The following is a 23,689-nucleotide window of genomic DNA, read 5'->3' as shown; positions in this document are numbered from 1 at the left end:
ACTGCGGAATACGTTTTCCCGTGGCGTACGGAAGAGGTGCGGTCCGACCGGCGGACGCCGGAGCAGGCCGGTCACGTCGTTCGTCCCCGAGCGCCGCGCCGAGATCGACGGCGCCCGGCCCCCACCGAATCGCGAAGGAACACATGTCTGAACGCACGTACCGGGCCGCCATCATCGGCACCGGCGGGATCGCCCACGCGCACGCCAAAGCCGTGCTGGCCTCGGCCGACAGAGCCTCGGACGGCGGCGTCTCGCATGGCCGGGCCGAGCTGGTCGCCGTGGCCGACGTGGACGCCGGGCGGGCTCGCGAGTTCGCCGCCACGTACGGCATCCCGCACGCCTACGCGAGCGCCGAGGAGTTGCTGCGCGAGGAGCGGCTGGACGTCGCGCACCTGTGCACCCCGCCCCAGCAGCACGCCCCGCTGGCCCTGGCCTGCCTGGAGGCCGGGGTGACGGCGCTGGTGGAGAAGCCGCCCACGCTGTCGCTCGCCGAGTTCGACACCCTGATCGAGGCGGAGCGGCACTCGGCCGGGCACGTCGCGACCGTCCTGCAGCACCGCTTCGGCGCCGGCGCCGTACGGCTGCGGCGGCTGGCGCAGGCCGGCGATCTGGGCCGCCCGCTGCTGGCCACGTGCCTGACCCAGTGGTACCGCGACGACGACTACTACGCCGTCCCGTGGCGCGGCACGTGGGAGTCGGAGGGCGGCGGGCCCACGATGGGCCACGGGATCCACCAGTTCGACCTGCTGCTGTCGGTGCTCGGCCCCTGGCGCGAGGTCACCGCCGTGGCCGCCCGCCAGGCCCGCCCGGTGGACACCGAGGACGTGTCGATGGCGCTGGTGACGTTCGAGAGCGGCGCGACGGCGACGGTGGTGAACTCCGTCCTGTCCCCGCGACAGACCTCCGAGCTGCGCTTCGACTTCGAACGCGCCACGGTCGAGGTCGAGCACCTGTACGGCTACACCGACGACGACTGGACCGTCACCACCGCCCCCGGCCACGACGGCGTGAGCTCCCTGTGGAAGGCCGACCCCGGCGGCGGGTCCAGCGGCCACGGCGACTGGTTCACGGCCGTGCTCGACGCGCTCGACCAGGGCCAGGCGCCGCCGGTCACCGCCGCCGACGCCCGCAGGACCATGGAGTTCATCGCCGCCCTGTACGCCTCCGCCTTCACCGGCGAACGCGTACGGGCCGGTCAGATCACCGCAGACAGCCCGTTCGCCCATCGCATGGACGGCACGGGCGCCCCCTGGAGGACCACGTGACGTTGCGGGCCACCCACGAACTCGGCCGGTCGGTCGCCGTCAGCGCCGGCGCCACCGAGCTGTTCACCTACGTCTACCGCCCGGACACGCCGGTGCTGGAGTCGCCCAAGCCGTACCTGCACCCGATCCGCACCCGTGGCGGCGCCCTCGTGTCGCTCTACCGGCCGCACGACCACGTCTGGCACAAGGGCATCGCCTGGTCGCTGCCGCACGTGGGGGAGCACAACTTCTGGGGCGGGCCCACGTACACCGACGGCCGGTACGTCCAGCGCGACAACAACGGCAGCGCCGTCCACCGCGAGATGACCACGCTGGCGGCCACCGGCGACCGGGTCGAGCTCGGCCACACGCTCGACTGGACCGCGCAGAGCGGCGATCCGGTCATCGAGGAGCGGCGCTCGCTCGCCGCTACCCTGATCGACGACGCGACCTGGGCGCTGGTCTTCGAGACGGCCATGACGAACGTGTCCGGCGCCACGATCGACTTCGGCTCGCCGACCACCAAGGGCAGGGAGAACGCCGGCTACGGCGGCCTGTTCTGGCGCGGCCCCCGCTCGTTCACCGACGGCGTCATCCAGTCGCCCGATGGGGCGGGCGGCGACGAGCTGCGCGGCCGGCGGGCCGAGTGGTTCGGCTTCCGTGGCCGGCACGACGAGAGCGGCGACCACTCCACCGTCGTCATGGTGGACGCTGCGGCCAATCCGCGGCATCCGCCGCAGTGGTTCGCCCGCACGGAGAACTTCGCCTGCCTCAACCCCGCGCCGTTCTTCAGCGAGGAGGTGCCGCTGGCGGACGGGGAGACGCTCGGCTTCCGGTACGCGGTCGTCATCGCCGACGGTGACCGAGGCGAGTCCGGCACGGCCCTGCTGGCGGAACACGGAAGGAACGCGTTGCGATGACCACTCCCGACGCCTCCTCCCCAGGAGTGTCCAGCCATGGGGCCTTTCCCGGCGGTACGTCGATCAGCCGGCTGACGGTCTACTCGGGCAAGGCGTGCGCCGACGGGCTGGAAGGCGGGACCCCGCACCTGCACACGGCCTCGACGGAGGCGTACGTGGTGATCGCGGGCCACGGCGCGCTGCAGACGCTGGACGCGCACGGCCTCAGGGAGACCGCGCTGAGCGCGGGCTCGACCGTGTGGTTCACGCCCGGCACCATCCACCGGGCCGTCAACCACGGCGGCCTGGAGGTGGTGGTCGTCATGTCGAACGCCGGCCTGCCCGAGGCCGGCGACGCGGTCATGACGTTCCCGCCCGAGATCGTGGCGGACCCCGAGCGCTACCGCGAGGCCGCGACCCTGCCCGCCGACGGCGTCGAGGAAGCGGTACGGCGGCGCAGGGACCTGGCGGTGGAGGGCTTCCACCGCCTCACCGAGGGCGGCCCCGAGGCGCTGCGCACCTTCTACGAGAGCGCGATCGCCCTGGTCAGGCCCAAGGCCGTGGCCTGGCGGAAGATCTGGGAGAGCACGGTCGCGGCGGAGACCGGTCGCACGGCCGCGGTCCTGGACGCCCTGGAACGCGGCGACGGCGCGCACCTCATGGAGTCGGCACTGATGGAGAGCCCGCCGGACGAGCGGTGGGGGATGTGCGGCAACCTGCGCGCCCACGACGTCGCCCACCCCATCGTGCGCACACCGTCCCCTTGACCCCCTTGACCCCCTTTGACGAACGAGACCACCGCGACCGGGAGCGAACCCCCTGACGGCGGTGACAGGATGACCGCCATGGAAGAGCCGCCGCCTCCTGCAACCCCGGTAGGTGCGGCGACCCTGCATGACGTCGCCAGGGAGGCGGGCGTCTCCATCGCCACCGCCTCCCGCGCACTCAACGGCAGCGCGCGCAACGTCAGGGCGGAGAACGTCGCCCGGGTACGCGCGGCGGCCGCCAAGCTCGACTACGAGCCGCACCTGTCGGCCCAGGCCATCGCCAAGGGCTCGACCAGGACCGTCGCGCTGGTGGTCCGCGACGTCGCCGACCCCTACTTCTCCTCCATCGCGGCCGGCGTCACCCAGGCCGCCACGGAGGCCGGCCTCATCGTCACCATGGCGGTGGCCGACGGCTCGCCGGAACGCGAGCTGGAGATCGTCAGAACCCTGCGCGGTCAGCGCCCGCGCATCATCATCGTCACCGGCAGCCGCATCGAGGGGACCGCCACCAGGGACGCGCTCATCGAGGAGCTGACCCAGTACCGTACGGCAGGCGGGCGGGTGGTGCTGATCAGCCAGCGGGACCTGCCGTTCGGCACCGTCACCATCGACGACCGGGGCGGCTCGGCCGCGCTCGCCTGCGCGCTGCTCGCCCGCGGCTACCGCCGCTTCGCCGTCTTCCACGCCACGCCGTCGCTGCGCACGTCCCGAGACCGGCACGAGGGCTTCCTGTCCGGTCTGTACGGGTCCGGCGCGCCCGCGCCGCTGGCGTTCGAGACCGGCTTCACCCGCGACGGCGGTTACGAGGCGGCGCGGCGGCTGGTGGAGCGGGGGGCCGGGGACGTGGAGGCGGTGTTCGCGGTCAACGACGTGATGGCGATCGGCGCGATGACCGCCTTCCGCGAGGCCGGCGTGCTCCCGGGACGGGACATCGGGGTGGCCGGCTTCGACGACATCGGCCCGGCGGTGGACGTCGGGCCGGCGCTCACATCGGTGGCCGTGCCGCTGCGGGAGGCCGGCCTGAACGCGATGCGCCTGGCCCTCTCGGCCGACACGACCGCCCACCTCCCCCTCCCGGCCCAGGTAACCCTCCGCGCCAGCACACCCCAGAAGCCTGCGCCATAACCGGATGCGCGGTACCGGATCCACCGGGCATGATCACGCCATGGGCTACGAGGCACTGATCGACGAGGCGCTGACCACGCCGTTCGAAGGCTGGGACTTCTCCGTCTTCGGCGACCGCGTCACCTGCGACGGCACCCTGCCATGGGACTACGAGCGCCTGGCCCGCGATCATCTGGCCCGCTCCTCCGCCCTCCTCGACCTGGGAACGGGAGGCGGCGAGTTCCTGTCCTCCCTGACCCCGCTCCCACCCCGCACCGCGGCAACGGAGGCCCACCCGCCCAACCTCCCCCTCGCCCGCGCCCGCCTGGAGCCCCTGGGCGTCGAGGTCGCCGAGGACACCCGCTCGTTCCCCGACGCCTCCTTCGACCTGATCATCAACCGGCACGAGTCGTACGACCCCCACGAACTGCACCGCCTCCTGACCCCAGGCGGCACGTTCCTCACCCAGCAGGTCGGGGGCCGCGACCTGGAAGAGATCAACACGACCCTCGCCGCCCCACCCCACGAGGACCGCTCCTGGAACCTCGACCAGGCGTCCACCGACCTGAACGTCACTTGGAGCCGGGAGGGCACGTTCACCACGACGTTCCACGACATCGGCGCCCTCGTCCTGTTCCTGCGCGTCATCTCATGGCAGGTGCCCGACTTCGACATTCACACGTACGAGCCCAGACTCCGCGCCCTGCACGAGTCCATGCGACACGGCCACCCCCTCCGAGCCACAGCCCACCGCTTCGCCCTGCTGGCCACCCGCTGACGGCTCACGTACTCGTAAGATCAACGCCGCACGTGCCGACGGCGCGGGCGGCCACGGGCGAGACGCAGCGGAGATCCGCGGCGAAAAGCCATAAGGTAGGAGCGAGGGGAGGCCGTGGTGGCTGCAGTGACTCGGCCGAAGGTCGACAGCATTTCGCTGAAAGAATTGGTGGAGCTCACCCTCAAGGGCCACATTCGGGTGCCCTCGTTCCAGCGCTCTTATCGGTGGGAGCGCAATGATGTGACGCAGTTGTTCGACAGCATTCTGCGTGGTTACCCGATCGGAAACGTGCTCGTCTGGCAGCGGCCCGCCCCCGCCGGAACGGTGGAGATCGGTCATCTGCGGATCGAGGCGGAAGCGGTCGGGGACGCCTTCTGGGTCGTGGACGGTCAGCAACGCATCACCAGTCTGGTGGGTGCTTTGACGGCCGGCGACGACACCGTGGACCCTCGTTTCCGCGTCTATTTCGACTTGGCACGCGAAGTTTTCGTCTCGCTGCCGCGCCGTCACCAACCGGGCGACGACCAGCTCCCCATGTCCCTCGTTCTCGACACGGCCGGCACCAACGCGTGGATCCGCGCCCGCAGCCATTTGAGCGATGGTCAGATCGCGCTGGCCGACCAAGTGGTGGCCGCGATTCGCGACTACAAGATTCCGATGTACGTCGTCACAGGTGAGGACGACCATTCCCTGCGGGACATCTTCGACCGCATGAACACCTTCGGAAAACCGCTGAAAAGCGCGGAGGTGTTCAATGCACTGCATTCGATCACCGGCGACCAGAAACCCGGGGATCTGCGGACGTTGAGCGCGAGCGTGCGCACCTTCGGTTTCGGTGAGTTGTCGGAAGGTTCTCATGCAGAGCCTGCTGGCCATCCGTGACCCGAAAGTCGATCGGGATTTCCGCAACGAGTTCGCCGACGACGACGATCGCCATCAGGCGTTCGTCCGCACGGAGGCGGCTCTGGGACACGTCATCGACTATTTGCGGGACGAAGCCGGCATTCCCCATGTGAAGCTCGTTCCCTATGCTCTGTACATCCCGGTGCTGGCCCGGTTCATGGCGGTTCTGGGGCCGCCGCAGGGACGCGCGGCCGAGCTGCTCCGGCGCTGGATCTGGCGAGGTGCGGTGCTCGGGGTCGCGCCCCAGGGGAACACGGTCGGTTTGCGGCAAGGAGCGGCCGCCGTGCACACGGATCCGCTCAAGAGCGCGCAGCGACTGCTCGAACTCCTGCCTCCGCCTGGCCAGTGGAAGCCGGACATCTCGCAGATCCCGCTGAATCGGGCTCAGGCGAAGGTCAACATTCTCGGCCTGCTGTCGCTGGCTCCGAGACATCTTTCGCACGACCGGTTCGGTGAGCCGATCGACGCTGCTCAGCTGCTCGAATCAGGGGGGCCGCTGACGCCCGTTCTCGATGACAGGAGTGTGCTCGGCAGAGGGCTGGCGAACCGTCTGATTCAGCCGCCTGGAGAGGTGGACATCGCTAGGCTCCTGGTGGAGAAGGACCTGGACGAACGCGTGCTGGCCAGTCACTGCCTGGACGCCGAGTTGGTTCGGCTGCTGCGGCAAGGGCGAGCGGATGATTTTCTGAAACGACGCGCCGCGGAGGTCGAGGCGATCATTCACGATCACGTCCAGAGCCGTGCGCTGTTCGGTTTCCGCGACGGACCTGATTGTGGCCGCGTTGTTCGATGAAGGTGAAGAGCTTGACTGACGAGGCGACGGCGGGGGTCCATCTCGGGACGCGAGCTCGGCCGATCGAGCCCGCACGACTTCCAGGTTCTCCTGTACCTCGGGGAGGACCTGCCGGGAAACGTCCGGGTGGCGCTGGAATCCGACACTCCCGTGATCCCGGAGTCGGCCGTCGAGCCGCATGATGACGGCCTGGGGACGGTACGGTTCTCCCTGGCCGGGGTGCAGGCGAAGTTCTCCATGCGGTGGGAGGGCAAAGGCCTGGTCCTGCCGATGTCGGGCCAAGGCGGCGACTGGATCGTCAAGCTCCCCGACCGGCGCTTTCCCGAGGTTCCCGCGAACGAGCACGCGATGTTGACCTGGGCCAAGCTCGTCGGGATCGGCGTGCCGGAGATCCAGCTCATCGAAGGAACGCATCTGACCGGGTTGCCCGACGGCCTCGTCCGTCCCGATGAGATGGTGTTCGCGGTGCGGCGCTTCGACCGGCTCGCCGGAGGGCGGGTGCATCAGGAGGACTTCGCGCAGGTCAGAGAGGTCGCTGTCGCGTCGAAGTACGAGAAGGCGACGTACGCCGGCCTCGCCCGGGTCATCAACGCGGTCTGTCCGCAGGACATGACCGAATACCTGCGCCGGCTGGCCGCGATCGTGGTCATGGGCAACCTCGACGCTCATCTCAAGAACTGGACGCTGCGATATCCGGACGGCGTGAACGCGCGCCTCTCCCCGGCCTACGATTTCGTCTCCGTATCCTCGTACGACGACTTCCGCGCCGAGGAACTGGCGTTCCCGGTGAACGGCGGCAAGGTGGCCGGGCTCATCACGCTCGACAACTTCCGGAGCTTCGCCCGGCGCGCCCATCTCGAAGCCGATCAGGTGACCGAGGTGGTCCGTGACACCGTGGCGGCGATGGTCGACACCTGGCCACAGGTCAGGGCGGAGCCGACCATCCCCTCCTTCGTGGCCGCGCACGTCGAGCAGCGGCTGAGGTCGCTGCCCCTGATCGCTGACGTACGCGGTCACTGAGCACGGCCGATACCAGCCGCCCGCTTCGACTTTTTTCGAAGTGAGGTGTTTGCCCCTTACTCTCCCCGGAGGAGAGCCGGGAGGTAGGGTGAGCGGATTTCAGCCGGAAGACCTGGGACGGATCACCGCGCGGGCCGAGGAGATGCTGGCTCACGTCGAGCAGCTCAAGGACGAGCTGGACGTGGTCGTCGGACGGGGTGAGGCGGCGGACGGGCAGGTGCGGGTGACGGCCGGGGCCTCGGGGCGGCTCATCGACGTCGTACTCTCGCCGCGTGTCCTGAGCATGGACAGTCGGAAGCTGGCCGAGGCGGTGTTGCGGGCGGCGCAGGAGGCTCAGGACGAGGTGGCCGGGAAGGTGGACGAGATCATGGCCGGTGGGTCCCCGGGGCCCGAGACTGTGGTGGATGACGAGGCGCGCTTCGCCGTCATGCTGGAGGCCTTCGAGGCGTCGATGGCCGAGCGGCTCCTGACGGCTGAAGGGCTCCCGACCGCTGAGCGGTTCCCGAACGGCGAGCGGTTTCCGAAGGCTGATGACCAGCGCCCAGATGAGCGCCGGGACGGTCGCTGAGCCGGATATTTCTAGGTTATTTGAAGGAACATCGGGACCCGGGTGACCCGCCCTAGTGTGTCCGCGGACGCGTATACGCATGGGATCTCGCGGGATGTGAATCGGTGGCCTTTCGGTGGCGGAGCGCGGCGGGGCGGCGGGCGGCGGGGATCGTCGCGGGCGTGCTGACAGCCGTGCTGGTCGGAGCCGGCCTGTTCCTGGGCACGGGCGTCTCCAGCGCGCGCCCCAAGCTCGCCGACGTCGGCGCCTGGCTGGCCAGCGCGCTCAACGGCGAGGTGGTGCACGCCAACGGCCTGTCCGGGCAGGTGGACGGCCGGGTGGACCTGGCCTCCGCCGGCGGTCAGGCGCTCACGGTCGTGCAGGACGGCGACAACGTGCTCGTCGTCGACGAGTCCACCGGCAAGGTCAGCCGCATCGACCCCACCCAGCTGGAGGTGGCGCAGACCGGCACGATCGGCGCGGGCGGCATGCAGATCGTGATGGGCGCGGGCAAGGCGTACGGGATCGACCCGCGCGGCGGCACCGTGCAGCAGCTCGACCCGCTGACCGTGGACACGATCGGCGCCCCCATCACGCTCAAGCCGCCGCTCGGGCAGGCGGGCATCGACAAGAGCGGCACGCTCTGGGTGCCCGTGCCGGAGGAGGGCACGCTCGTCCAGGTGGCCGGCGCGCAGAAGGGTAAGGCGGTCACGGTCGGCGAGCCCGGCGACCCGCTCACGCTGACGATCGCGAACGGCGTCCCCCTGGTCACCAACTCCGCCGCCGCCAGCGCCATGGTGATCGGCGCGACCGGCACCCGGCTGCAGGTGAGCCTGCCCAGCACGGTCACCGAGGCCGGCGGCGCGGGGCTGCGGGTGCCCGCCGTGGCCGAGAGCCAGGTGGTGCCGATCCTGGCGCCCAAGCAGGGCGCGCTCGTCCTCGTCGACACCGCCAGCGGCGCGCTGACGACGGTCTCGGTGAAGGGCGGCAAGCTCGGCGCGCCGCAGGCGCTCGGGCGGCGCGTCTACATCGCCGACGAGAGCACGGGCAAGCTCATCGTGTACGACACCGTGGCCAAACGGTTCGAGGCCGACAAGGTGGTCACCGGCAAGGCCGGGCCGTTGGACGTGTTCGTCAAGGACGGGCTGCTCTGGGTCAACGACCAGTTCAGCGAGACCGCCCTGGTCATCGAGCAGGACGGCAGAGGCCACCGGGTCGGCAAGTACGACGAGGCGCTCGGTCAGAAGGACACCCCGACACCGCTGCCCGTGCCCACCAGCGTGCCCACGGTGGTGCGGCCGACGACCGTGCCGACCCGCACGACCAGGCAGCCGACCTCCGTGCCGACGTCCGTACCGACGCAGACGTCCGTACCCACACAGACGAAGACCGCCGTGCCCACCGTCACCGTCACCGCGACCCCTACTCAGACCCCCACCCAGAGCCCCACGCCCAAGCAGACACCGACCCCGACCGTCACCCCCGACCCGCCGGGCACGGTCACCGCGAACTCCGGGCCCGGGTGGATGGAGATCGTCTTCACGCCGTCGGGCAAGGGCGACGTCACCGGCTACACGCTCAAGGGTGCGCCCGGCGGGGCCGACGTCAGCCCGAACCGGGTCCAGGCCGACGGCCCGTTCCAGTTCCGGGTGACGGGAGGCGGCTGCGGCCAGGAGTACACGTTCCGCGTCGCCGCCCAGTACGCCGGCGGCGAGGTGGAATCGGCCCCTTCCATCCCGGTACGTCCCTGCGTCGCCCCCGGCAGCCCGGCCGGCTTCACCGCCAAGGGCAAGAACCACGGCGCCGACCTCACCTGGTCGCCGCCCGAGAACGCCAAGGACGGCGTCACGTACCTCCTGGACGGCCCCGGCACCCACCCGGCAGCCCCCGACGGGACGAGCGCGGAGGTGACCGGACTGAAGAACGGCCAGTCCTACACCTGGACGCTGCGCGCCAAGAACGAGGCCGGCGAGAGCCAGGACCGCGCGGAGGCCACTGCCGAGCTGCGCCCGCCGTCCGCCCAGTTCAGGAACGCCAACAACGACCACCGCGACACGCTCATCCGCTCGGGGCCGAGCGCGGGCGCCGAGGCAGGCCGGATCCCGAAGGGCGCGTACATCACGATGACCGTGCTCTGCCAGCAGAAGGGCGCCGGCTTCACCGACACCGACACGGGCATGAGCAGCGACGTCTGGAACAAGGTCGAATCCGCCAACGGCAACGGCTGGCTCAACGACGTGCTCATGGACACCCCGAAGGGGGGCTTCCCCGCGGCCCCGCTCTGGGAGTGTGAATGATCACGAGGGCGGGGTGGGGCCTGGCGGCCTTTTCGGTGCTCGTGTACGCGGTGGGAGCGCCGTTCGGGTACGCCCAGGCGGCGGTGCTGGCCGTGGCCGGGCTCGCCGCCGTGGGGGCCGGCGCCCTGTGGACGCTCATGGGGGCGTCGCTTGAGGTGCGGCGCGAGGTGACGCCCGTGAAGGTGACGCGCGGGGAGCCGGCCATCGCCGTGCTGCACGTGCGCAACGCCGGCCGATGGCGGCGCTCGGGGCTGGTCGCCAGGGACACATGCCGGGACACGACCGTGACCGTCGAGGTGCCCGCGCTGGCCGGGAACACGGCGCGGACGGTGTCGTACCGGCTGCCCACGCGCCGCAGGGGGGAGACGCCGGTGGGGCCGCTGCTGCTGGACCGGGGCGACCCGTTCGGGCTCGCGCGCCGCTCGGTCGCGTACGGGCGGGCCGACCTGCTCCTCGTCCGGCCCCGCACCGTCCCGCTGCCGCCGCTGCGCGCGGGGCGGCAGCGGCACCTCGACGGGCTGGCGTCGCGCTCGGCGCCGGCCGGGACGAGCAGCTTCAACGGGCTGCGCGAGTACGTCATCGGCGACGACCTGCGTCACGTCCACTGGCGGTCCACCGCCAGGACCGGGATTCTCATGGTCAAGGAGCTGACCGACGTCAACCTGCCGGCCACCGTCACCGTTCTCGACACCCGGACCTCGTCGTACGAGGGCGACGACGAGTTCGAGCTGGCCGTCGACGTGGCGGCGTCGGCGGCCTGCGCGGTGACGCGTGACCGGTTCCCGGTGCGGGTGTTCACGGGGGCCGGGGAGCTGGTGCACGTCAGGGGCGGGGCGGGGGAGGACGAGGAGGTGCTCGACCGGCTGGCGCTGGTGGAGCTTTCCGACGCGGCCGAGCCGCCCGCCCGGGCGCTCAGGCAGGCGGGGGCCGGTGGGGCGCTGGTACTGGTCAGCGGCACGTACGCGGCTCTGGCGGGGGCGGCGGCGGTGCGGCGGCGGTTCGACCAGGTGGTGTTCGTCCGGGTGGGGGCGGCGTCGCCGGGCGGGGTGCCGCAGGCGGCGGGGGTCACGGTGATCGAGGTGGGGGATCTCGGGGAGCTGGCCGCGTTATGGCCACGCTGACCACCCCACCGGGCAGCGGCCCCGCCGACCCGCCTGCCCCCGGCCCGCACCCCGCCGTTCCTGGCCCGCACCCCAGCGGCCCCGGTCCTCGCGCCGGTGCGGCCGGTTCTCGCGATGGTGCCGGGGCGGAGGAGGGGCCGGCCAGGGACTCGGGGCCTTCAGGGGCGGGGCCGGGGCGGCGGCGAGTGGCTTCCGTCGTGGTGGTCGCGTTGCTGGTGGCGGCGGCCGGGCTGGCGTTCGACGGGGTGTTCCCGATGGACGCGTTGCTGCCCGTGGTGGCGGTGGCGGCCGGGGTGCCGTGCGTGCTGTCGCTGCTGGTCTCCGGGCGGTTGCCGCTCTGGGGTGTCGTCCCTGTACAGGCGCTGGCCTGGCTGACGGCGGTGTCGGCCACGTTGTTCAGGGAAGAGGCGTGGCTCGGGTTCCTGCCCGGCCCGGCCGCCGTCCGTACGGCGCTGACCGGCGTGCGTGAAGCGGGCGGCTGGCTGCTGACCACCATTCTGCCCGCCGCGCCGGGCAGCACCGCGATCGTGCTGGTCAGCTTCCTGGTCTGGGCCGCCACCGCCGCCGGGGCCGAGCTGGCGCTGCGCTCGCGGGCCGTGCTGCTGCCCGCCGTGGCCGGCCTGCCCGTGCTGGGCGTCGCGGTCGTGCTCGGGGTCGCGGGGGCGGGCTCCGTGGTGCCGTACGCGGCCGGGTTCGCGGGGCTGGCGCTGCTGCTCGCGCTGGTCAGGTCGAGCAGGTCGGCGGGGACGATCGCGGCGGGCATGCCGCTGCTGGCCGGGCTGGTGCTGGTGGCCGCCGTCGCCGGTCCCGTGCTGCCCATGGCCGGGCGGCCGTACGACGTGCGCGAGCTGGTCGAGCAGCCGCCGCCCCGTCCGATCCGCGGGGTCAGCGCGCTCGACCAGGTGTCGGCGTGGCTGCAGAACCCCCAGCGCGAGCTGTTCACGGTCAGCACGACCTCCGAGGCGAACCTCCGGCTGGCCGTCCTGGACACCTTCGACGGGGTGAGCTGGACGTCGAACGCCGGCTTCGTCCCCACCGGCGGCCGGGTGCCCGGGCAGCCGGGCGAGCGTGACAGCGTCGTGCAGCGGTTCACCGTCCAGAAGCTGCCGGGGCCGTGGCTGCCCGCCGCCGACCGGCCGCTGCTGGCCACGGGCCCCGGCATCATGGTCGACCCCGCCACCGGCATGCTGGCCGGCACGCAGACGCGCGAAGGGCTGACGTACCAGGTGACCTCGGGGATCCGCCGGTTCACGACGGAGGAGCTGCGCGGGGCGACCCCGGCCGACGACCCGGCCGCCCGCGCCCTGCCGGACGGGCCCGACGGCCGCACGCCGCCGCAGCGGGCTCGGCTCGGGCGCATCGCCCGCCGCGCCACCGAGGGGGCGCGCAGCCCGACGCAGCAGGCCGCCAAGCTGGCGGCCTACCTGCGCAAGCTCGCCGTGAACGACGTCAACGCCCCGCCGGGGCACTCTTATCGCAGCGTCGAGTTCTTCCTGACGGAGTCGAAGAGGGGGACGACCGAGCAGTTCGCGGCGTCGTTCGCGTTGCTGGCGCGCTCGATCGGGCTGCCCAGCCGGATCGTCGTCGGGTTCCGTCCCGGGCGCGTGGAGGGGCGGGGCGGTGGCGTGCGGCAGGTGCGGGGTGGTGACGTGCTGGCCTGGGCCGAGGTGGAGTTCAAGGGGATCGGGTGGGTGCCGTTCTATCCGACGCCCTCGCGTACGCGCGCCGGCGAGGGTGGCGACGTGGCCGAGGGGGCTCCCAAGCAGGCCAAGGAGATCGAGCAGGCCATCAACAGCGACTCCTCCCAGCCCAAACCGGACAAAACGCCCACTGGTCGGGTGGGTCAGCAGCAGCGACCCGCCCCGGATGGGACGCCCTGGACCCTCGTATGGGCGGTTCCTGCCGTCCTGCTGGCGTTCTACCTGCTCGCGGCGGGCGTGGTGCCGTTCGTCCGCAGGACGCGCCGCCGTCGGCGGGGCGCCTCGGCCGCAGTCCGGGTGATGGGGGCGTGGCGGGAGACGGTGAGCCGCATGCGCGCGGCCGGGATCCCCGTCGCCTCGGGGACGCTGACCGCCGGGGAGGTGGCGTGCCTGGCGGAGGAGACGCTCGGGCCCGGCGCGCGAGAGCCGCTGACCGCCCTCGCCGACCTGGCGAACCTGGCCGCCTTCGGCGGGGCGCCCGTGGACGGGGCTGACGCTGAGCTGGCCTGGCGGCACCACGCCACGGTGGACGCGCTGGTCAGAAGACGCGCAGGGGTGGGGCGGAGGCTCGTCAGACGGTTGTCGCCGGTGTCACTGTTCGGCTGACGACCTGACTTGGTGGCTATTCGGTCGGTGCCGGGGGTGGGGTGGCCAAGGGGAGCACGAGCGGGGGCTGGACCTGGTTGTCGTCCCGGGTGCCCGTTTCCGCCGCGCCCCGGATGCACAGCGGGGACGACCAGGCCACCGACGACGGGCGGCCCAGGGTGACCACGCTGCCGACCTTGAAGCAGTAGCCGAGGGACGGGTCCAGGCCGCCGACGGTGTAGGTGCTGCCGCCGGCGGTCGCCGACATCAGGCGGTCGCCGGGGGACTGCTGGATGATCATGGGGTAGCCGTTCTTGCGCACGGCCTTCCAGGCCAGCGTCACCGTGGTGCCGCTGTCGGTGACCAGTTTGAGGCTCTTGGGACGGTACGTGGCGACCGTGGCCGGGTCGGCGCTCCGTCGCACGGCTGGCGGGGACGGCGTTCCAGAGTCACCCGGCTCCTGGTCCCGCAGCTTTTGCGGCGGCTGCCGGTCGGCGCGGGGCGGCGCGACGCTGGTGGAGGAGTTCGGGGGTGCGACCGTGGAGGCGTCTGGTGGTGCGAGGCTGATGGAGCCGTCCGGTGGGGTGGCGGCGCCGGTGGGCTCCGTGGTCGTGGCCTGCTGTCGCGCGGTCGTGGTTCCGGTGCCGCCGCTCATCGCCAGGGCGACGCTGCCCGCGCCCACCAGCACCGCCAGCGCCGCCACCCCCGCCATGACCAGCGGCACCTTACGGTCCCGGCTGCCCGGCCCGGGGGTCGCGGGCGCGTGCGGCGGCGCGGTGACCTCAGGAGGCGGCGGCAGGAACGGCTGCGGTCCGGCCGGCGGCCTGACCCGCGAGCGATCCGGGTCCACCGTCCACACCAGCTCCCGAGGCCCCGACCGCTCCTGACCACTGAGGGATGAGCCGGTGGTGCCGGCCGCTGCGCCCTCGGCCGACGGCGTCGCGAGCCGTGCAGTGGGTGCTTGGCCGGGGCGTGCCTTGGGGACGCGGACGGTGGGATCGTGATCCACCTCGCCGTCTCGGAGACCTAAGCCGACCTGCTGCCCCATCCCGCCGGTTCCGCTCGTGGGGCCGGGAGTGGGGTGGGGGAGGGCGGGGTGGCTGGTTTCGCTGGGCGAAGCCGGGGACGGGTGGCCGTGGGGGGTGGCGGCGGTGATGAGGGCGGTGGCCGGGGGGCGGGTCGCCGGGTCTTTGGACATTGCCGCGAGCAGGACGCTGGCCAGGTCAGACGGTACCGAGGCGGGCAGCGGGGGCGGCTCCTCGGTCAGGACGCCGAGTGCGAACCTGGCCGTGCTCCCCGGCCCGTCCAGCGCGAACGCGGGCCGGCCCGCCAGCAGCTCGTACGTCATCGACGCCAGCGCGTACACGTCGGAAGCGGGCACCGGTGGACGTCCTTCGAGCTCCTCCGGCGCGGCGTGCACCGAGGGCAGTGTCCCGTCCGGCAGCTCCACGATCGACGTCAGTGCCGACATGGCGTACCCCGTCAGCACCACTCCGCCGCCGGTCATGACGACGTTCTCCGGCTTGACCCGCCCGTGCACCCCGCCCGCCGCGTGTGTGGCCGCGATCGCGCGCGCCACCGACCGCAGCAGCCCCATGGCCTGCTCCAGCGGCAGAGGCAGGCCGCGGCCCGGCCGTTCGGCGAGCGTGAGCCCTTCGTGCGGGGGCGTCACCAGGTACGGCCGCCCGTCCCCCGTAGCCCCCACCTGCAGCACCGGGACCACCGAGCCGAGCGCCGCCAGCTCTTCGGGGAAGCCGAAGCCGCGCACGATCCGTTTCAGCGCCCGCTTGTCCACCCGGTGGCACGCGAGCGTCTTGACCAGCACCTCCGCGCCCGTCGCCTCGGCCCGCGCCAGGTACGTGGTCCAGGGCCCGTCCTGCCCGGCCCGCTCCAGCAGCCGGTAACCGCGCACCCGCTCGGCGATCACGCTCATGCGACCACCCACGCGTTGCCAGGTCTACGCGATCCGTCGCTCATGCCGCCGCGCTCATGCGACCACCGGCGGGCCGCCTAGGTCTTCGGACTCGAACGCCTCGTCCTCCACCAGCGCCATCCTGGTCCGCTCCCGTTCGCGCTCCTGCCCGGCCCCGGTCCCGGCCGCGCCGAACGGCGGCATCATGCCCAGGGGCATCCCGTTCGGCCCGAGCCCCGCCCCGGCCGCCCCGAGCCTGGGCACATTGCCGCCGAACGGGGTCACGGGGCTGGTGCCTGTGGTGATGCCGGACCCGTTGCCGGTGGGCGTGAGTGTGGTGGTGCCGGGGCCGGTCGGCGGCAGGTTCGACGGTGGCAGGCTGGACAGGTTCGTCGTGGACGGGGGCTGCGTCAGGCCGGTGGGCGGGTCGAGCAAGGGCGGGTTCATGCCGGGAATGTCCGGGTTCCGCAGCGAGGGGTGCTGAACGCCCGGTGGCTGGACGCCCGGGTTCTGACCGCCGGAGAGCGACGGGTCCTGGAGTGAGGGGTCACGCAGCGACGGGTCCTGAAGCGAAGGGTCGCGCAGGGACGGGTCCGTGAGGGACGGGTCCGGCGGCTGCTGGAGGCCGGGGACGTCCGGGTCGTAAGGAGAGCCGAAGCCAGGAGTCTTCCCGTAGGGGGAGGTCAGGCCGCCGCCCGCGTACGGATCACCCGTCAAGCCCCCGGGCAACCCCAGCCCTCGCCCGGGCGACATCCCGGTCACGTCCGTCCCCGGCGCGGACGTGCGCTGCTCGACCGTAGGGGCGATGGCCCCGTACACGTCCCCCATGTACCCGTTGAGCAGCCGCAGGTGATGCCGCGCGAGGACGTGGCCGTTGTCCTCGACGCTGCCGAACGCGTCGAAGAGGTCGTCGTCGAGCCCGACGGACCCGGTCCCCGGAACGTTGTCCTTGAACCAGCGCAGCACCTTGTCGCCGTACCATTCGAGCGGCGTGCCGACGGACGTGGCGGCGGCGTTGATCCTGGCCAGGTCCCGCTGCAGTTCCCCGAGCGTCTTGAAGATGCCCTCCAGCGACTCCCCGCCGAGCGTCTCGGAGATGGCGCGCGCCTGCGCGCTCAGCTCCGCCACCGACTCCCCGCACATGCGGGCGATCTCCAGGTAGTTACGCCCCGCCTGCGCGACCTGCTCGGGCTCGGTCGCCTGGAGGAGGGAGGCGACGCCGTCGGCGTCCTCGGAGTCCGCGCCGTTGAGCGACTGGGTGCCGTCGGGGTGCGGCGCCCGGGACTCGTCCCTGAGTGATTCCTCCCAGAAGTCGCTCATGTACGCGCCTGCCGGTCGCTCGCGAGGGACCGGTCCGCGCCCTTGGCCGTCTGCACGGTCGCGTCGAGTGCCTGGATGACGGACGCGTACACGGTCCACAGCCGTTCGATCGCGCCGCCCAGCGCGGCGTGCGCCTTGTCCGTGGTCGCGCGCAGGTCGTCGGCGGCCTGCCAGGCCCCCAGCGCGCGCTGGTCGAGCGCGGCGCGGTCGAGCAGGATCTTCAGGCCCGTGTCCCGGCCGGCGCCCTTGAGCCGGTCGAGGTCCTGGCGCAGCCGCTCCACCGGCGACGACGGCCGCGGCGTGCCGGTGGCCGGGTCCTCGTAGGCGTCGAGGTCGACGAACAGCGCCCTCTTCGGCGCGCCGGGGTCGATCGGGTGCGCGGCGAGCAGGTGCCCGCCGTCCGGGTCGGGCGGCGTGAGCGGGCTCCGGCCGGGGTAGGCGCCCTTCCCGTGGTCGACGAGGTGGTCGGCGTAGGCGTCCTCGACGGTGTGCGCCTCGAAGTCGTACTCCGCGCCCGAGCTCCCGTCCTCGTAGCTCCGGGTGATCTGCTCCCGGTCCAGGTACGACCTGCCGACGGTCGGCCGCTGGCTGTCCCCGCGGTCCTCAGGTGTCGTCATGCTCTCTCCCGCGTCCACACGTCGCCGGACATGCCGACACCTGCCTATCGGGCGTCCCTCCCGATGACGCGTCATTTCAAAGTATTTGGAAGAGAGCTACGAAAGATCGGTAGTGTCGGCAGACTGCACTACCGTGCCCTTCCTCTGGTGCGGTGTCGCAGCCCTGCTGCTCGCCCTGACCCCCACGCCCGCCCCGGGCCGGCCGGTCAGCTGTGCCCCCGAGCCGGGCGTCGCGGAGGTCACCGGCACGCCATGGCCGCAGGAGCGGCTGCGCTTCGAGCGGGTGTGGCGGCTCACCAAGGGCGAAGGCGTCACGGTCGCCGTCGTGGACAGCGGCGTGGACGCCACGCATCCCCAGCTCGCCGGCGCCGTCACCCGCCAGGTCGACCTGACCGCCACGGACCTGCGCGACTGCGTCGGCCACGGCACGGCGGTGGCCGGGATCATCGCGGGACGCGACCTCACCTCGCGCGGCGTGCCGGTGACGGGCGTCGCGCCGGAAGCCGCGATCGTGTCGATCAAGCAGACGGAAGGCCGCTCGGGGGACGTGTCGCGGCTGGCGCAGGGGATCAGGCGGGCGGCCGACCTGGGCGCGGACGTCATCAACGTGTCCGTGCAGGCCCACGACGCCCCCGAGCTGAAGGCGGCGGTGACGTACGCGCAGGACAAGGACGCGGTGATCGTGGCGGCGGCCGGCAACGTCAAGCAGGACGACGGCGCGGTCACGCCCGCCTACCCGGCCGAGTACCCCGGCGTGATCGCGGTGGGCGCGGCCTCGCCCGACGGCACGAAGCCCGGCTTCTCCAACGGCGCCACCCGCGTCTCGGTGACCGCGCCGGGCGCCGGGGTCACGAGCGCGTGGACGGGCGGCGGCTACCGTACGGGGCTGGACGGCACCAGCTTCGCCGCCCCCTTCGTGTCGGGCGTCGCCGCGCTGGTCAGAGCCCGCCACCCCGATCTCGACCACTGGCAGGTCAAGCGCCGGCTGGAACGGACGGCCGAGGGCGGGGGAGCCGCGGGCACCGGGGCCGGGCTGGTCAGCCCGCTGCAGGCGGTCACCTCCGTGCTGCCCGTGGCGGACGAGAGCGCGGCCGCCGCGCCGCCGGTCGTCCTGGCCAGGGCGCCGGTCCCGGACGAACGGACGCGCGGCCTGGCGATCGGCATCACCGCCGGCGCGGGCGGGGTGACGGCACTGGTGGTCTTCGTGGCGCTGACGCTGCCCAGAGCCAGACGGCGGAGCCTGCGGGCCGGAAACATTTCCAGGAAAGTTGAAATCGCAACCCCTGGCGTCGAGCGCCGCCTACGTTGATCCAGAATTCCGGAACCCGGTCGAAAGCGGGTTCACGAGATCCGAGAGGTGAACCGTGGCCGACAGGACCACTTATGCCGAGGGCAGCCAGCACAGCGCCGCGGAACGCGTACAGATCGCCGTCGGGAACGTGGAACAGATCCGCAACCGGCTCGCCCTGATCCCCGAGACGCTCGGCGGCGCCTGGATGGGCGAGGCCGCCACCGTCTACACGCAGGTGCTCAACGAGTGGACCCCGCAGTTCACCAAGGTCATCGAGGCGCTGGCCAGGATCGGCGAGAACCTCAAGGCGACCGACGTCCAGTACACCGAGGCGAGCACCAGCGCGAGCGAGGTCGCCGCGAAACTGAGGTCCTCACTCAACGGCGGCGCGATCTAGGGCGAAGGAGAGCTCACCATGACCGGTCCCGACATCATCCTCGCCAATTTCGACGAGATGGAGGAGATCGCGGCCGAGCTCGGCCGCGCCTACGCCAATCTCGTCGGCGAACTCGCCGACCTGGAGGACGACCTCAAGGTCCTGGAGACCTGGGACGGCCCCGCCAAGGCCGTCTACCTCGACGCCAAGATCCAGTGGAACCAGGCGGTCGAGGCCATGGGCGACACCATGCAGCGCCTCGGGCCCTCGCTGCACGACGCGACCGCGATCATGCGCGACGCGGAGAACGCCAACGTCCGCCGCTGGGGCACCTGAACGGCGCCACCCGTTCATGAGGCCAGGTAAGCGGTCTGGATCAGCTTCTCGCCGGAACGCCGGTCCACGTAGAGCCCCCGCCCCGCGGGTAGTTGCCGGGGCCGTACGTTGCCGAAGAGCTGCCCCTCCTCCCGAGGCCCCGACAGCAGCACGGCGGGCGAGTTCATCTCCTTCAGCCGCCGCACCACCGGGTCCAGCATGCTCCGCCCCGCCCCGCCCATGGCCCGGGCCAGCACGAGGTGCAGCCCGATGTCCCTGGCCTGCGGCAGCAGGTCGCCGAGCAGGGCCAGGGGGTTGGCCGAGGTGGCCACCAGGTCGTAGTCGTCCACGATGACGTACAGGTCCTGCCCGGTCCACCAACTGCGGGTGCGCAGCTGCTCGGAGGTGAGGTCGGGTGGCGGCAGCCGTTCGGCCAGCACCTCCTGCACCCCCTTGAGCAGCGTCGTCGCGGCGGCGCTCGACGCGGCGTAGCCGACGCGGTGCTCGGTGTCGGTGGCGTCCAGCAGTGAGCGCCGGTAGTCGATGACGACGAAGCGCGCCCCGAGCGGCGTGCGCGCGGTCGCGATGCCGCGCGCGATCACCTTCAGCAGGTTGCTCTTGCCGCTCTCGGTGTCGCCGAACACCACGAAGTGCGGGTCGGCGTCGAAGTCCAGCAGCACGGGCGCGAGCGCGGCCTCGTCGATGCCGACCGGGATCCGCATGGGGCCCTCGGCCGGGGGAGCGGGCAGTGTGTGCGCGGGCAGCAGGGCCGGCAGCAGCCGTACGGGCGGCGCGGGATGGCCGTGCCAGGCCGCCGCCGCGTCCCGTACCAGGGCGGAGACCCCGTCGGCCAGATCGTCGATGGTGCAGCGGCCGTCTATGCGCGGCAGCGCGGCCAGGAAGTGCAGCGACTCGCGGGTGAGGCCGCGGCCGGGGGTGCGCTCGGGCACGTTCGCGGCGGCCTTGCGGTCGATCTCGGAGTCGAACGCGTCGCCGAGCCGCAGCTCCAGCCGGGTGGCGAGCAGTTCGCGCACCCCGGCGCGGAACTCCAGCCACCGGTTGGCGGTGCCGACGACGTGGATGCCGAAGCCCAGGCCCCGCGTGACCAGGTCGCCGACGACGGCTTCGAGCAGCTCGTACTCCTGGCGCAGCGTCGCCCAGCCGTCCACCACGAGGAACACGTCGCCCCAGCCGTCGCCCTCGTAGGCGCCGGAGGCGACCATCCTGCGGTAGGTGGCCATGGAATCGATCCCGCGCTCCACGAACAGCCGCTCGCGCCGCTCCAGCAGCGCCTTCATCTCGGCCACGGTCCTGCGCACCGCGTCGGCGTCCAGCCGGGCCGCCACGCCGCCGACGTGCGGCAGCCCGGACAGCGCCGACAGGGTGCCGCCGCCGAAGTCCAGGCCGTAGAACTGGACCTCCTTCGGGGTGTGGGTGAGCGCGAGCGAGGCGATCAGCGTGCGCAGCAGCGTGCTCTTGCCGGTCTGCGGCGCGCCCACGATCGCGACGTTGCCCGCCGCGCCCGACAGGTCCAGCCAGTACGGGTCCCGCCGCTGGTCGAACGGGCTGTCCACGATCCCGGCCACGGCGTGCAGCCGTCCTGGACGGTCGCCGGACGTGCCCGCCGCGGTGAGCCCGTGCTCGGGCGTGGCCTCGACGGGCGGCAGGAGCTGGTCGAGCGAGGCGGGCTCCTTCAGGGGCGGCAGCCAGATCCGGTGCGCGGGCGCGCCCTGGCCGGCCAGCCGCTCGACCACGATGTCCAGCAGGCTGTCCTGCCTGCCCTTGTGGTCGGCCACGACCGGGGGCGCGACGGCGACAGGCGGCAGCGGGACCCGTTCCGCGCCGTACCAGACGATCTTGCCGCGATGTCCCGTGCGAGCCGGCACGGCCGGGCCGCGCGCCTCGGCCGGCTGGTACGGCCCCGACACGTACGCGGCCTTGAACCGCGTCATCCCGGTCGTCTCGAACATCAGGTACGCGTTGCCCGGCTCGGGCGGCAGCGAGTACGCGTCCGCCACCCCCAGCACCGCCCGGCTCTCGGCCGCCGAGAAGGTGCGCAGCCCGATCCGGTACGAAAGGTGCGTGTCCAGCCCCCGCAGCCGCCCCGTCTCCAGCCGCTGCGAGGCCAGCAGCAGGTGCACCCCGAGCGAGCGCCCGAGCCGCCCGATCATCACGAACAGCTCGCTGAACTCGGGCTTGGCCGCCAGCAGCTCGCTGAACTCGTCCAGCACGATGAACAGCGTCGGCAGCGGCCGCAGGTCGGCCCCCTGCTCGCGGGCCTGCTCGTAGTCGCGGACCGAGGCGTGGTTCCCGGCCGAGCGCAGCAGCTCCTGCCGGCGTACCATCTCGCCGTGCAGGGCGTCGTGCATGCGGTCGACCAGCGGCAGCTCGTCCTCCAGGTTGGTGATCACGGCGGAGACGTGCGGCAGCGAGTCCAGTCCGAGGAACGTGGCGCCGCCCTTGAAGTCGACGAGCACGAAGTTCAGCGTCTCGGAGGAGTGCGTGATCGCCAGCGCGAGCACGAGCGTGCGCAGCAGCTCCGACTTGCCCGAGCCGGTCGCCCCCACCACGAGCCCGTGCGGGCCCATGCCGCCCTGGGCCGCCTCCTTGATGTCCAGCTCCACCGGCCGGCCGTCCGCGCCGAGGCCGATCGGCACCCGCAGCCGGTTGCGCACCGGGCGGGGCTGCCAGGTCACCGCCGTGGACAGCCGGCGCGCGTCGCCGATCCTGAGCAGGTCGGTGAGCGTGGTGTTGGTGGCCAGGACGTCCTGCCGCTCCTCCTGGCCGCCCGCGCCGGTCCGCATCGGCGCGAGCTGCCTGGCCAGCGCGGCGAACGCGGGCGCGGCCATCCGGTCGGGGCGGCCGAGCCCGGATCTGACCTCCTTGCCCAGCTCGTCCGCGCCGATCCTGACCAGCTCCTCCGGCCCGGCCTCCAGGCGCAGGGTGAGCTGCGCGGGCGCGGGCGGGACGGCGCCGCCGAGGTCGATCACGGTCACGCCCTCGATGGCGTCCAGCGCGAGCTGGCTGCCCGCCGGCACCGTGCCGCCGTCCACGACCACGACGTGGTACGGCGCCGCGTCCGCCGAGAGCCCCTTGGTGAACCGGGGCCGGTCCTTCAGCTCGAACCCCAGCAGCCGGTCCAGCTCGCCCAGGTCGCCCACGACCAGCCGGACAGGACCGGCGCCGTCCTCCTCCGACGGGTGCAGCGCGTGCGGCAGCCACTTCACCGGCTCCCACTCCCGCGCTTCGCCGGGTCCCGCGCACACGGAGATCCGCAGGTCGTCCGGCGCGTGCAGCGCCGCCGCCTGGGCCAGCGCGGCCCGGACGAGGTCGCGCCCCACCACGAGGTCCCCGCCCAGCACGATCCGCGCGAACGAGTGCAGCGCCAGCGCCACCGGCAGCCCGGGGACGGTGGCGTGCGTGCGCACGAACCGGCGCAATGCGCCCGCCGTCATCGGGTCGAGGTCCTCGATCGGCCTGGTCTCCGGCGGGATCAGCGGCAGCGCCAGCCGCTGCGCCGAGGTGGCGATCCTGAGCTGGACGAAGTCGTCGTCGCGGGGCCCGCGCTCCCACAGCCGGGTGGTCATCACCAGGGACCACAGCGCGGAGGGGTCGGGATGGTTCCAGGTCATCGCGCGGTGCTGCTGCTCGGCGGCCTTACGGACCCGCTGCCTGACCTGCTCCAGGTAGCGGTAGTAGTCGCGGCGCTGGCCGTTGAGCTGGTTCTTGCGCTCCCCGGCGGTGCGCAGCAGTTGGCCGACGCCCATGCCGACCATCGAGATCGCGAACAGGCCGCTGGAGACCAGCATGATCGGGTTGCCGGTGGAGCCGCCGGTGAACATGAGCGCCATCGCCCCCGCGCCCGCGATCATCGGCAGGTACGTGAGCAACTGCGTCAGCCCGCCGCCCGTCACGGTCTCCGGGATCTCGGGCGGGGGTTCGAGGAGGACCTCTCCCGCCGGCGGCTCCGGCGGCCTGCGCCGCTCCGGCCGGCGGACCACGATCAGGCTGCCGCTCACCAGCCTCATGAAAGCCGCTGACGTAGGGATATAGGCGACATTTCAAAATTCCTGAACGTTTTTGGCCCGTCACGGCGCGAG

The 23,689-nt window shown here is 72.5% G+C and carries 19 protein-coding genes; 15 read left to right on the top strand and 4 right to left on the bottom strand.

Annotation, left to right across the window (positions count from 1 at the left end):
- Positions 1-143: 143 nt before the first annotated feature.
- From AB0C27_RS02225 to AB0C27_RS02170, 12 genes are all read left to right on the top strand, one after another.
- Positions 144-1,265 carry a Gfo/Idh/MocA family oxidoreductase gene (locus AB0C27_RS02225; RefSeq protein WP_357836491.1) on the top strand — a complete coding sequence of 374 codons (1,122 nt, stop codon included), beginning with the start codon at positions 144-146 and terminating at the stop codon, positions 1,263-1,265.
- The gene (locus AB0C27_RS02220) at positions 1,262-2,164 is read left to right on the top strand and encodes a PmoA family protein (RefSeq protein WP_357836489.1); all 903 of its coding nucleotides are present in this window, start codon (positions 1,262-1,264) and stop codon (positions 2,162-2,164) included. The genes AB0C27_RS02225 and AB0C27_RS02220 overlap by 4 nt, the downstream gene beginning before the upstream one ends.
- A complete protein-coding gene (locus tag AB0C27_RS02215; RefSeq protein WP_357836486.1) occupies positions 2,161-2,910 on the top strand; it encodes a cupin domain-containing protein in 750 nt (249 codons plus the stop codon). The genes AB0C27_RS02220 and AB0C27_RS02215 overlap by 4 nt, the downstream gene beginning before the upstream one ends.
- A 69-nt stretch (positions 2,911-2,979) precedes the next feature.
- The gene (locus tag AB0C27_RS02210; protein ID WP_357836483.1) at positions 2,980-4,035 is read left to right on the top strand and encodes a LacI family DNA-binding transcriptional regulator; all 1,056 of its coding nucleotides are present in this window, start codon (positions 2,980-2,982) and stop codon (positions 4,033-4,035) included.
- 40 nt (positions 4,036-4,075) lie between these two features.
- Positions 4,076-4,792 carry a class I SAM-dependent methyltransferase gene (locus AB0C27_RS02205; protein WP_357836480.1) on the top strand — a complete coding sequence of 239 codons (717 nt, stop codon included), beginning with the start codon at positions 4,076-4,078 and terminating at the stop codon, positions 4,790-4,792.
- A 117-nt stretch (positions 4,793-4,909) separates the two neighbouring features.
- Positions 4,910-5,674 carry a DUF262 domain-containing protein gene (locus tag AB0C27_RS02200; protein WP_357836477.1) on the top strand — a complete coding sequence of 255 codons (765 nt, stop codon included), beginning with the start codon at positions 4,910-4,912 and terminating at the stop codon, positions 5,672-5,674.
- Complete coding sequence (locus AB0C27_RS02195) at positions 5,649-6,488, top strand: hypothetical protein (RefSeq protein WP_357836474.1); 840 nt, start codon at positions 5,649-5,651, stop codon at positions 6,486-6,488. Before AB0C27_RS02200 ends, AB0C27_RS02195 begins: the two co-directional genes overlap by 26 nt.
- 126 nt (positions 6,489-6,614) lie before the next feature.
- Complete coding sequence (locus AB0C27_RS02190; RefSeq protein ID WP_357836471.1) at positions 6,615-7,508, top strand: HipA domain-containing protein; 894 nt, start codon at positions 6,615-6,617, stop codon at positions 7,506-7,508.
- An 88-nt stretch (positions 7,509-7,596) separates the two neighbouring features.
- Entirely contained in the window at positions 7,597-8,076 is a 480-nt protein-coding gene (locus AB0C27_RS02185; protein ID WP_357836468.1) for a YbaB/EbfC family nucleoid-associated protein, read from the top strand.
- A 104-nt stretch (positions 8,077-8,180) separates the two neighbouring features.
- Positions 8,181-10,352 (top strand): hypothetical protein, encoded by a 2,172-nt coding sequence (locus AB0C27_RS02180; protein WP_357836465.1) that lies wholly within the window; start codon positions 8,181-8,183, stop codon positions 10,350-10,352.
- Positions 10,349-11,473, top strand: a complete 1,125-nt coding sequence (locus AB0C27_RS02175) for a DUF58 domain-containing protein (protein WP_357836462.1) — start codon at positions 10,349-10,351, stop codon at positions 11,471-11,473. Before AB0C27_RS02180 ends, AB0C27_RS02175 begins: the two co-directional genes overlap by 4 nt.
- 185 nt (positions 11,474-11,658) lie before the next feature.
- On the top strand, positions 11,659-13,779 hold the full coding sequence (locus tag AB0C27_RS02170) for a transglutaminaseTgpA domain-containing protein (RefSeq protein ID WP_357836459.1): 2,121 nt from the start codon (positions 11,659-11,661) through the stop codon (positions 13,777-13,779).
- Between the two features lie 16 nt (positions 13,780-13,795).
- Here the strand turns inward: AB0C27_RS02170 and AB0C27_RS02165 are convergent, their stop codons facing one another.
- From AB0C27_RS02165 to AB0C27_RS02155, 3 genes are read right to left on the bottom strand one after another with little or no spacing between them, the layout of a single operon-like run.
- The gene (locus tag AB0C27_RS02165) at positions 13,796-15,691 is read right to left on the bottom strand and encodes a protein kinase (protein WP_357836456.1); all 1,896 of its coding nucleotides are present in this window, start codon (positions 15,689-15,691) and stop codon (positions 13,796-13,798) included.
- Between the two features lie 54 nt (positions 15,692-15,745).
- Complete coding sequence (locus tag AB0C27_RS02160; protein WP_357836454.1) at positions 15,746-16,990, bottom strand: hypothetical protein; 1,245 nt, start codon at positions 16,988-16,990, stop codon at positions 15,746-15,748.
- Positions 16,987-17,607, bottom strand: coding sequence for a hypothetical protein (locus AB0C27_RS02155; RefSeq protein ID WP_357836451.1), 621 nt, complete (start codon positions 17,605-17,607; stop codon positions 16,987-16,989). The genes AB0C27_RS02160 and AB0C27_RS02155 overlap by 4 nt, the downstream gene beginning before the upstream one ends.
- Positions 17,608-17,740: 133 nt before the next feature.
- Between AB0C27_RS02155 and mycP the strand changes: the two genes are divergently transcribed.
- From mycP to AB0C27_RS02140, 3 genes are read left to right on the top strand one after another with little or no spacing between them, the layout of a single operon-like run.
- The gene (mycP, locus tag AB0C27_RS02150) at positions 17,741-18,916 is read left to right on the top strand and encodes a type VII secretion-associated serine protease mycosin (RefSeq protein ID WP_357836448.1); all 1,176 of its coding nucleotides are present in this window, start codon (positions 17,741-17,743) and stop codon (positions 18,914-18,916) included.
- 55 nt (positions 18,917-18,971) lie between these two features.
- On the top strand, positions 18,972-19,295 hold the full coding sequence (locus AB0C27_RS02145) for a WXG100 family type VII secretion target (RefSeq protein WP_346114999.1): 324 nt from the start codon (positions 18,972-18,974) through the stop codon (positions 19,293-19,295).
- 18 nt (positions 19,296-19,313) lie between these two features.
- Entirely contained in the window at positions 19,314-19,610 is a 297-nt protein-coding gene (locus tag AB0C27_RS02140) for a WXG100 family type VII secretion target (protein ID WP_346114998.1), read from the top strand.
- A gap of 14 nt (positions 19,611-19,624) precedes the next feature.
- Here AB0C27_RS02140 and eccCa read toward each other — a convergent pair whose 3' ends face one another.
- Complete coding sequence (eccCa, locus tag AB0C27_RS02135) at positions 19,625-23,608, bottom strand: type VII secretion protein EccCa (RefSeq protein ID WP_357836443.1); 3,984 nt, start codon at positions 23,606-23,608, stop codon at positions 19,625-19,627.
- Between the last annotated feature and the right edge of the window lie 81 nt (positions 23,609-23,689).

The sequence above is a fragment of the Nonomuraea sp. NPDC048882 genome (assembly GCF_040649755.1).
Classification (GTDB): domain Bacteria; phylum Actinomycetota; class Actinomycetes; order Streptosporangiales; family Streptosporangiaceae; genus Nonomuraea; species Nonomuraea maheshkhaliensis.
This window is presented reverse-complemented; position numbering and strand designations above follow the sequence as displayed.

Coding starts and splice junctions, on each gene's coding strand:
- AB0C27_RS02215 (WP_357836486.1), top strand. CDS start 2,161: ATGACCACTCCCGACGCCTCCTCCCCAGGAGTGTCCAGCCATGGGGCC.
- AB0C27_RS02175 (WP_357836462.1), top strand. CDS start 10,349: ATGATCACGAGGGCGGGGTGGGGCCTGGCGGCCTTTTCGGTGCTCGTG.
- AB0C27_RS02165 (WP_357836456.1), bottom strand. CDS start 15,691: ATGAGCGTGATCGCCGAGCGGGTGCGCGGTTACCGGCTGCTGGAGCGG.
- AB0C27_RS02195 (WP_357836474.1), top strand. CDS start 5,649: ATGCAGAGCCTGCTGGCCATCCGTGACCCGAAAGTCGATCGGGATTTC.
- AB0C27_RS02160 (WP_357836454.1), bottom strand. CDS start 16,990: ATGAGCGACTTCTGGGAGGAATCACTCAGGGACGAGTCCCGGGCGCCG.
- AB0C27_RS02140 (WP_346114998.1), top strand. CDS start 19,314: ATGACCGGTCCCGACATCATCCTCGCCAATTTCGACGAGATGGAGGAG.
- AB0C27_RS02205 (WP_357836480.1), top strand. CDS start 4,076: ATGGGCTACGAGGCACTGATCGACGAGGCGCTGACCACGCCGTTCGAA.
- AB0C27_RS02210 (WP_357836483.1), top strand. CDS start 2,980: ATGACCGCCATGGAAGAGCCGCCGCCTCCTGCAACCCCGGTAGGTGCG.
- AB0C27_RS02155 (WP_357836451.1), bottom strand. CDS start 17,607: ATGACGACACCTGAGGACCGCGGGGACAGCCAGCGGCCGACCGTCGGC.
- AB0C27_RS02225 (WP_357836491.1), top strand. CDS start 144: ATGTCTGAACGCACGTACCGGGCCGCCATCATCGGCACCGGCGGGATC.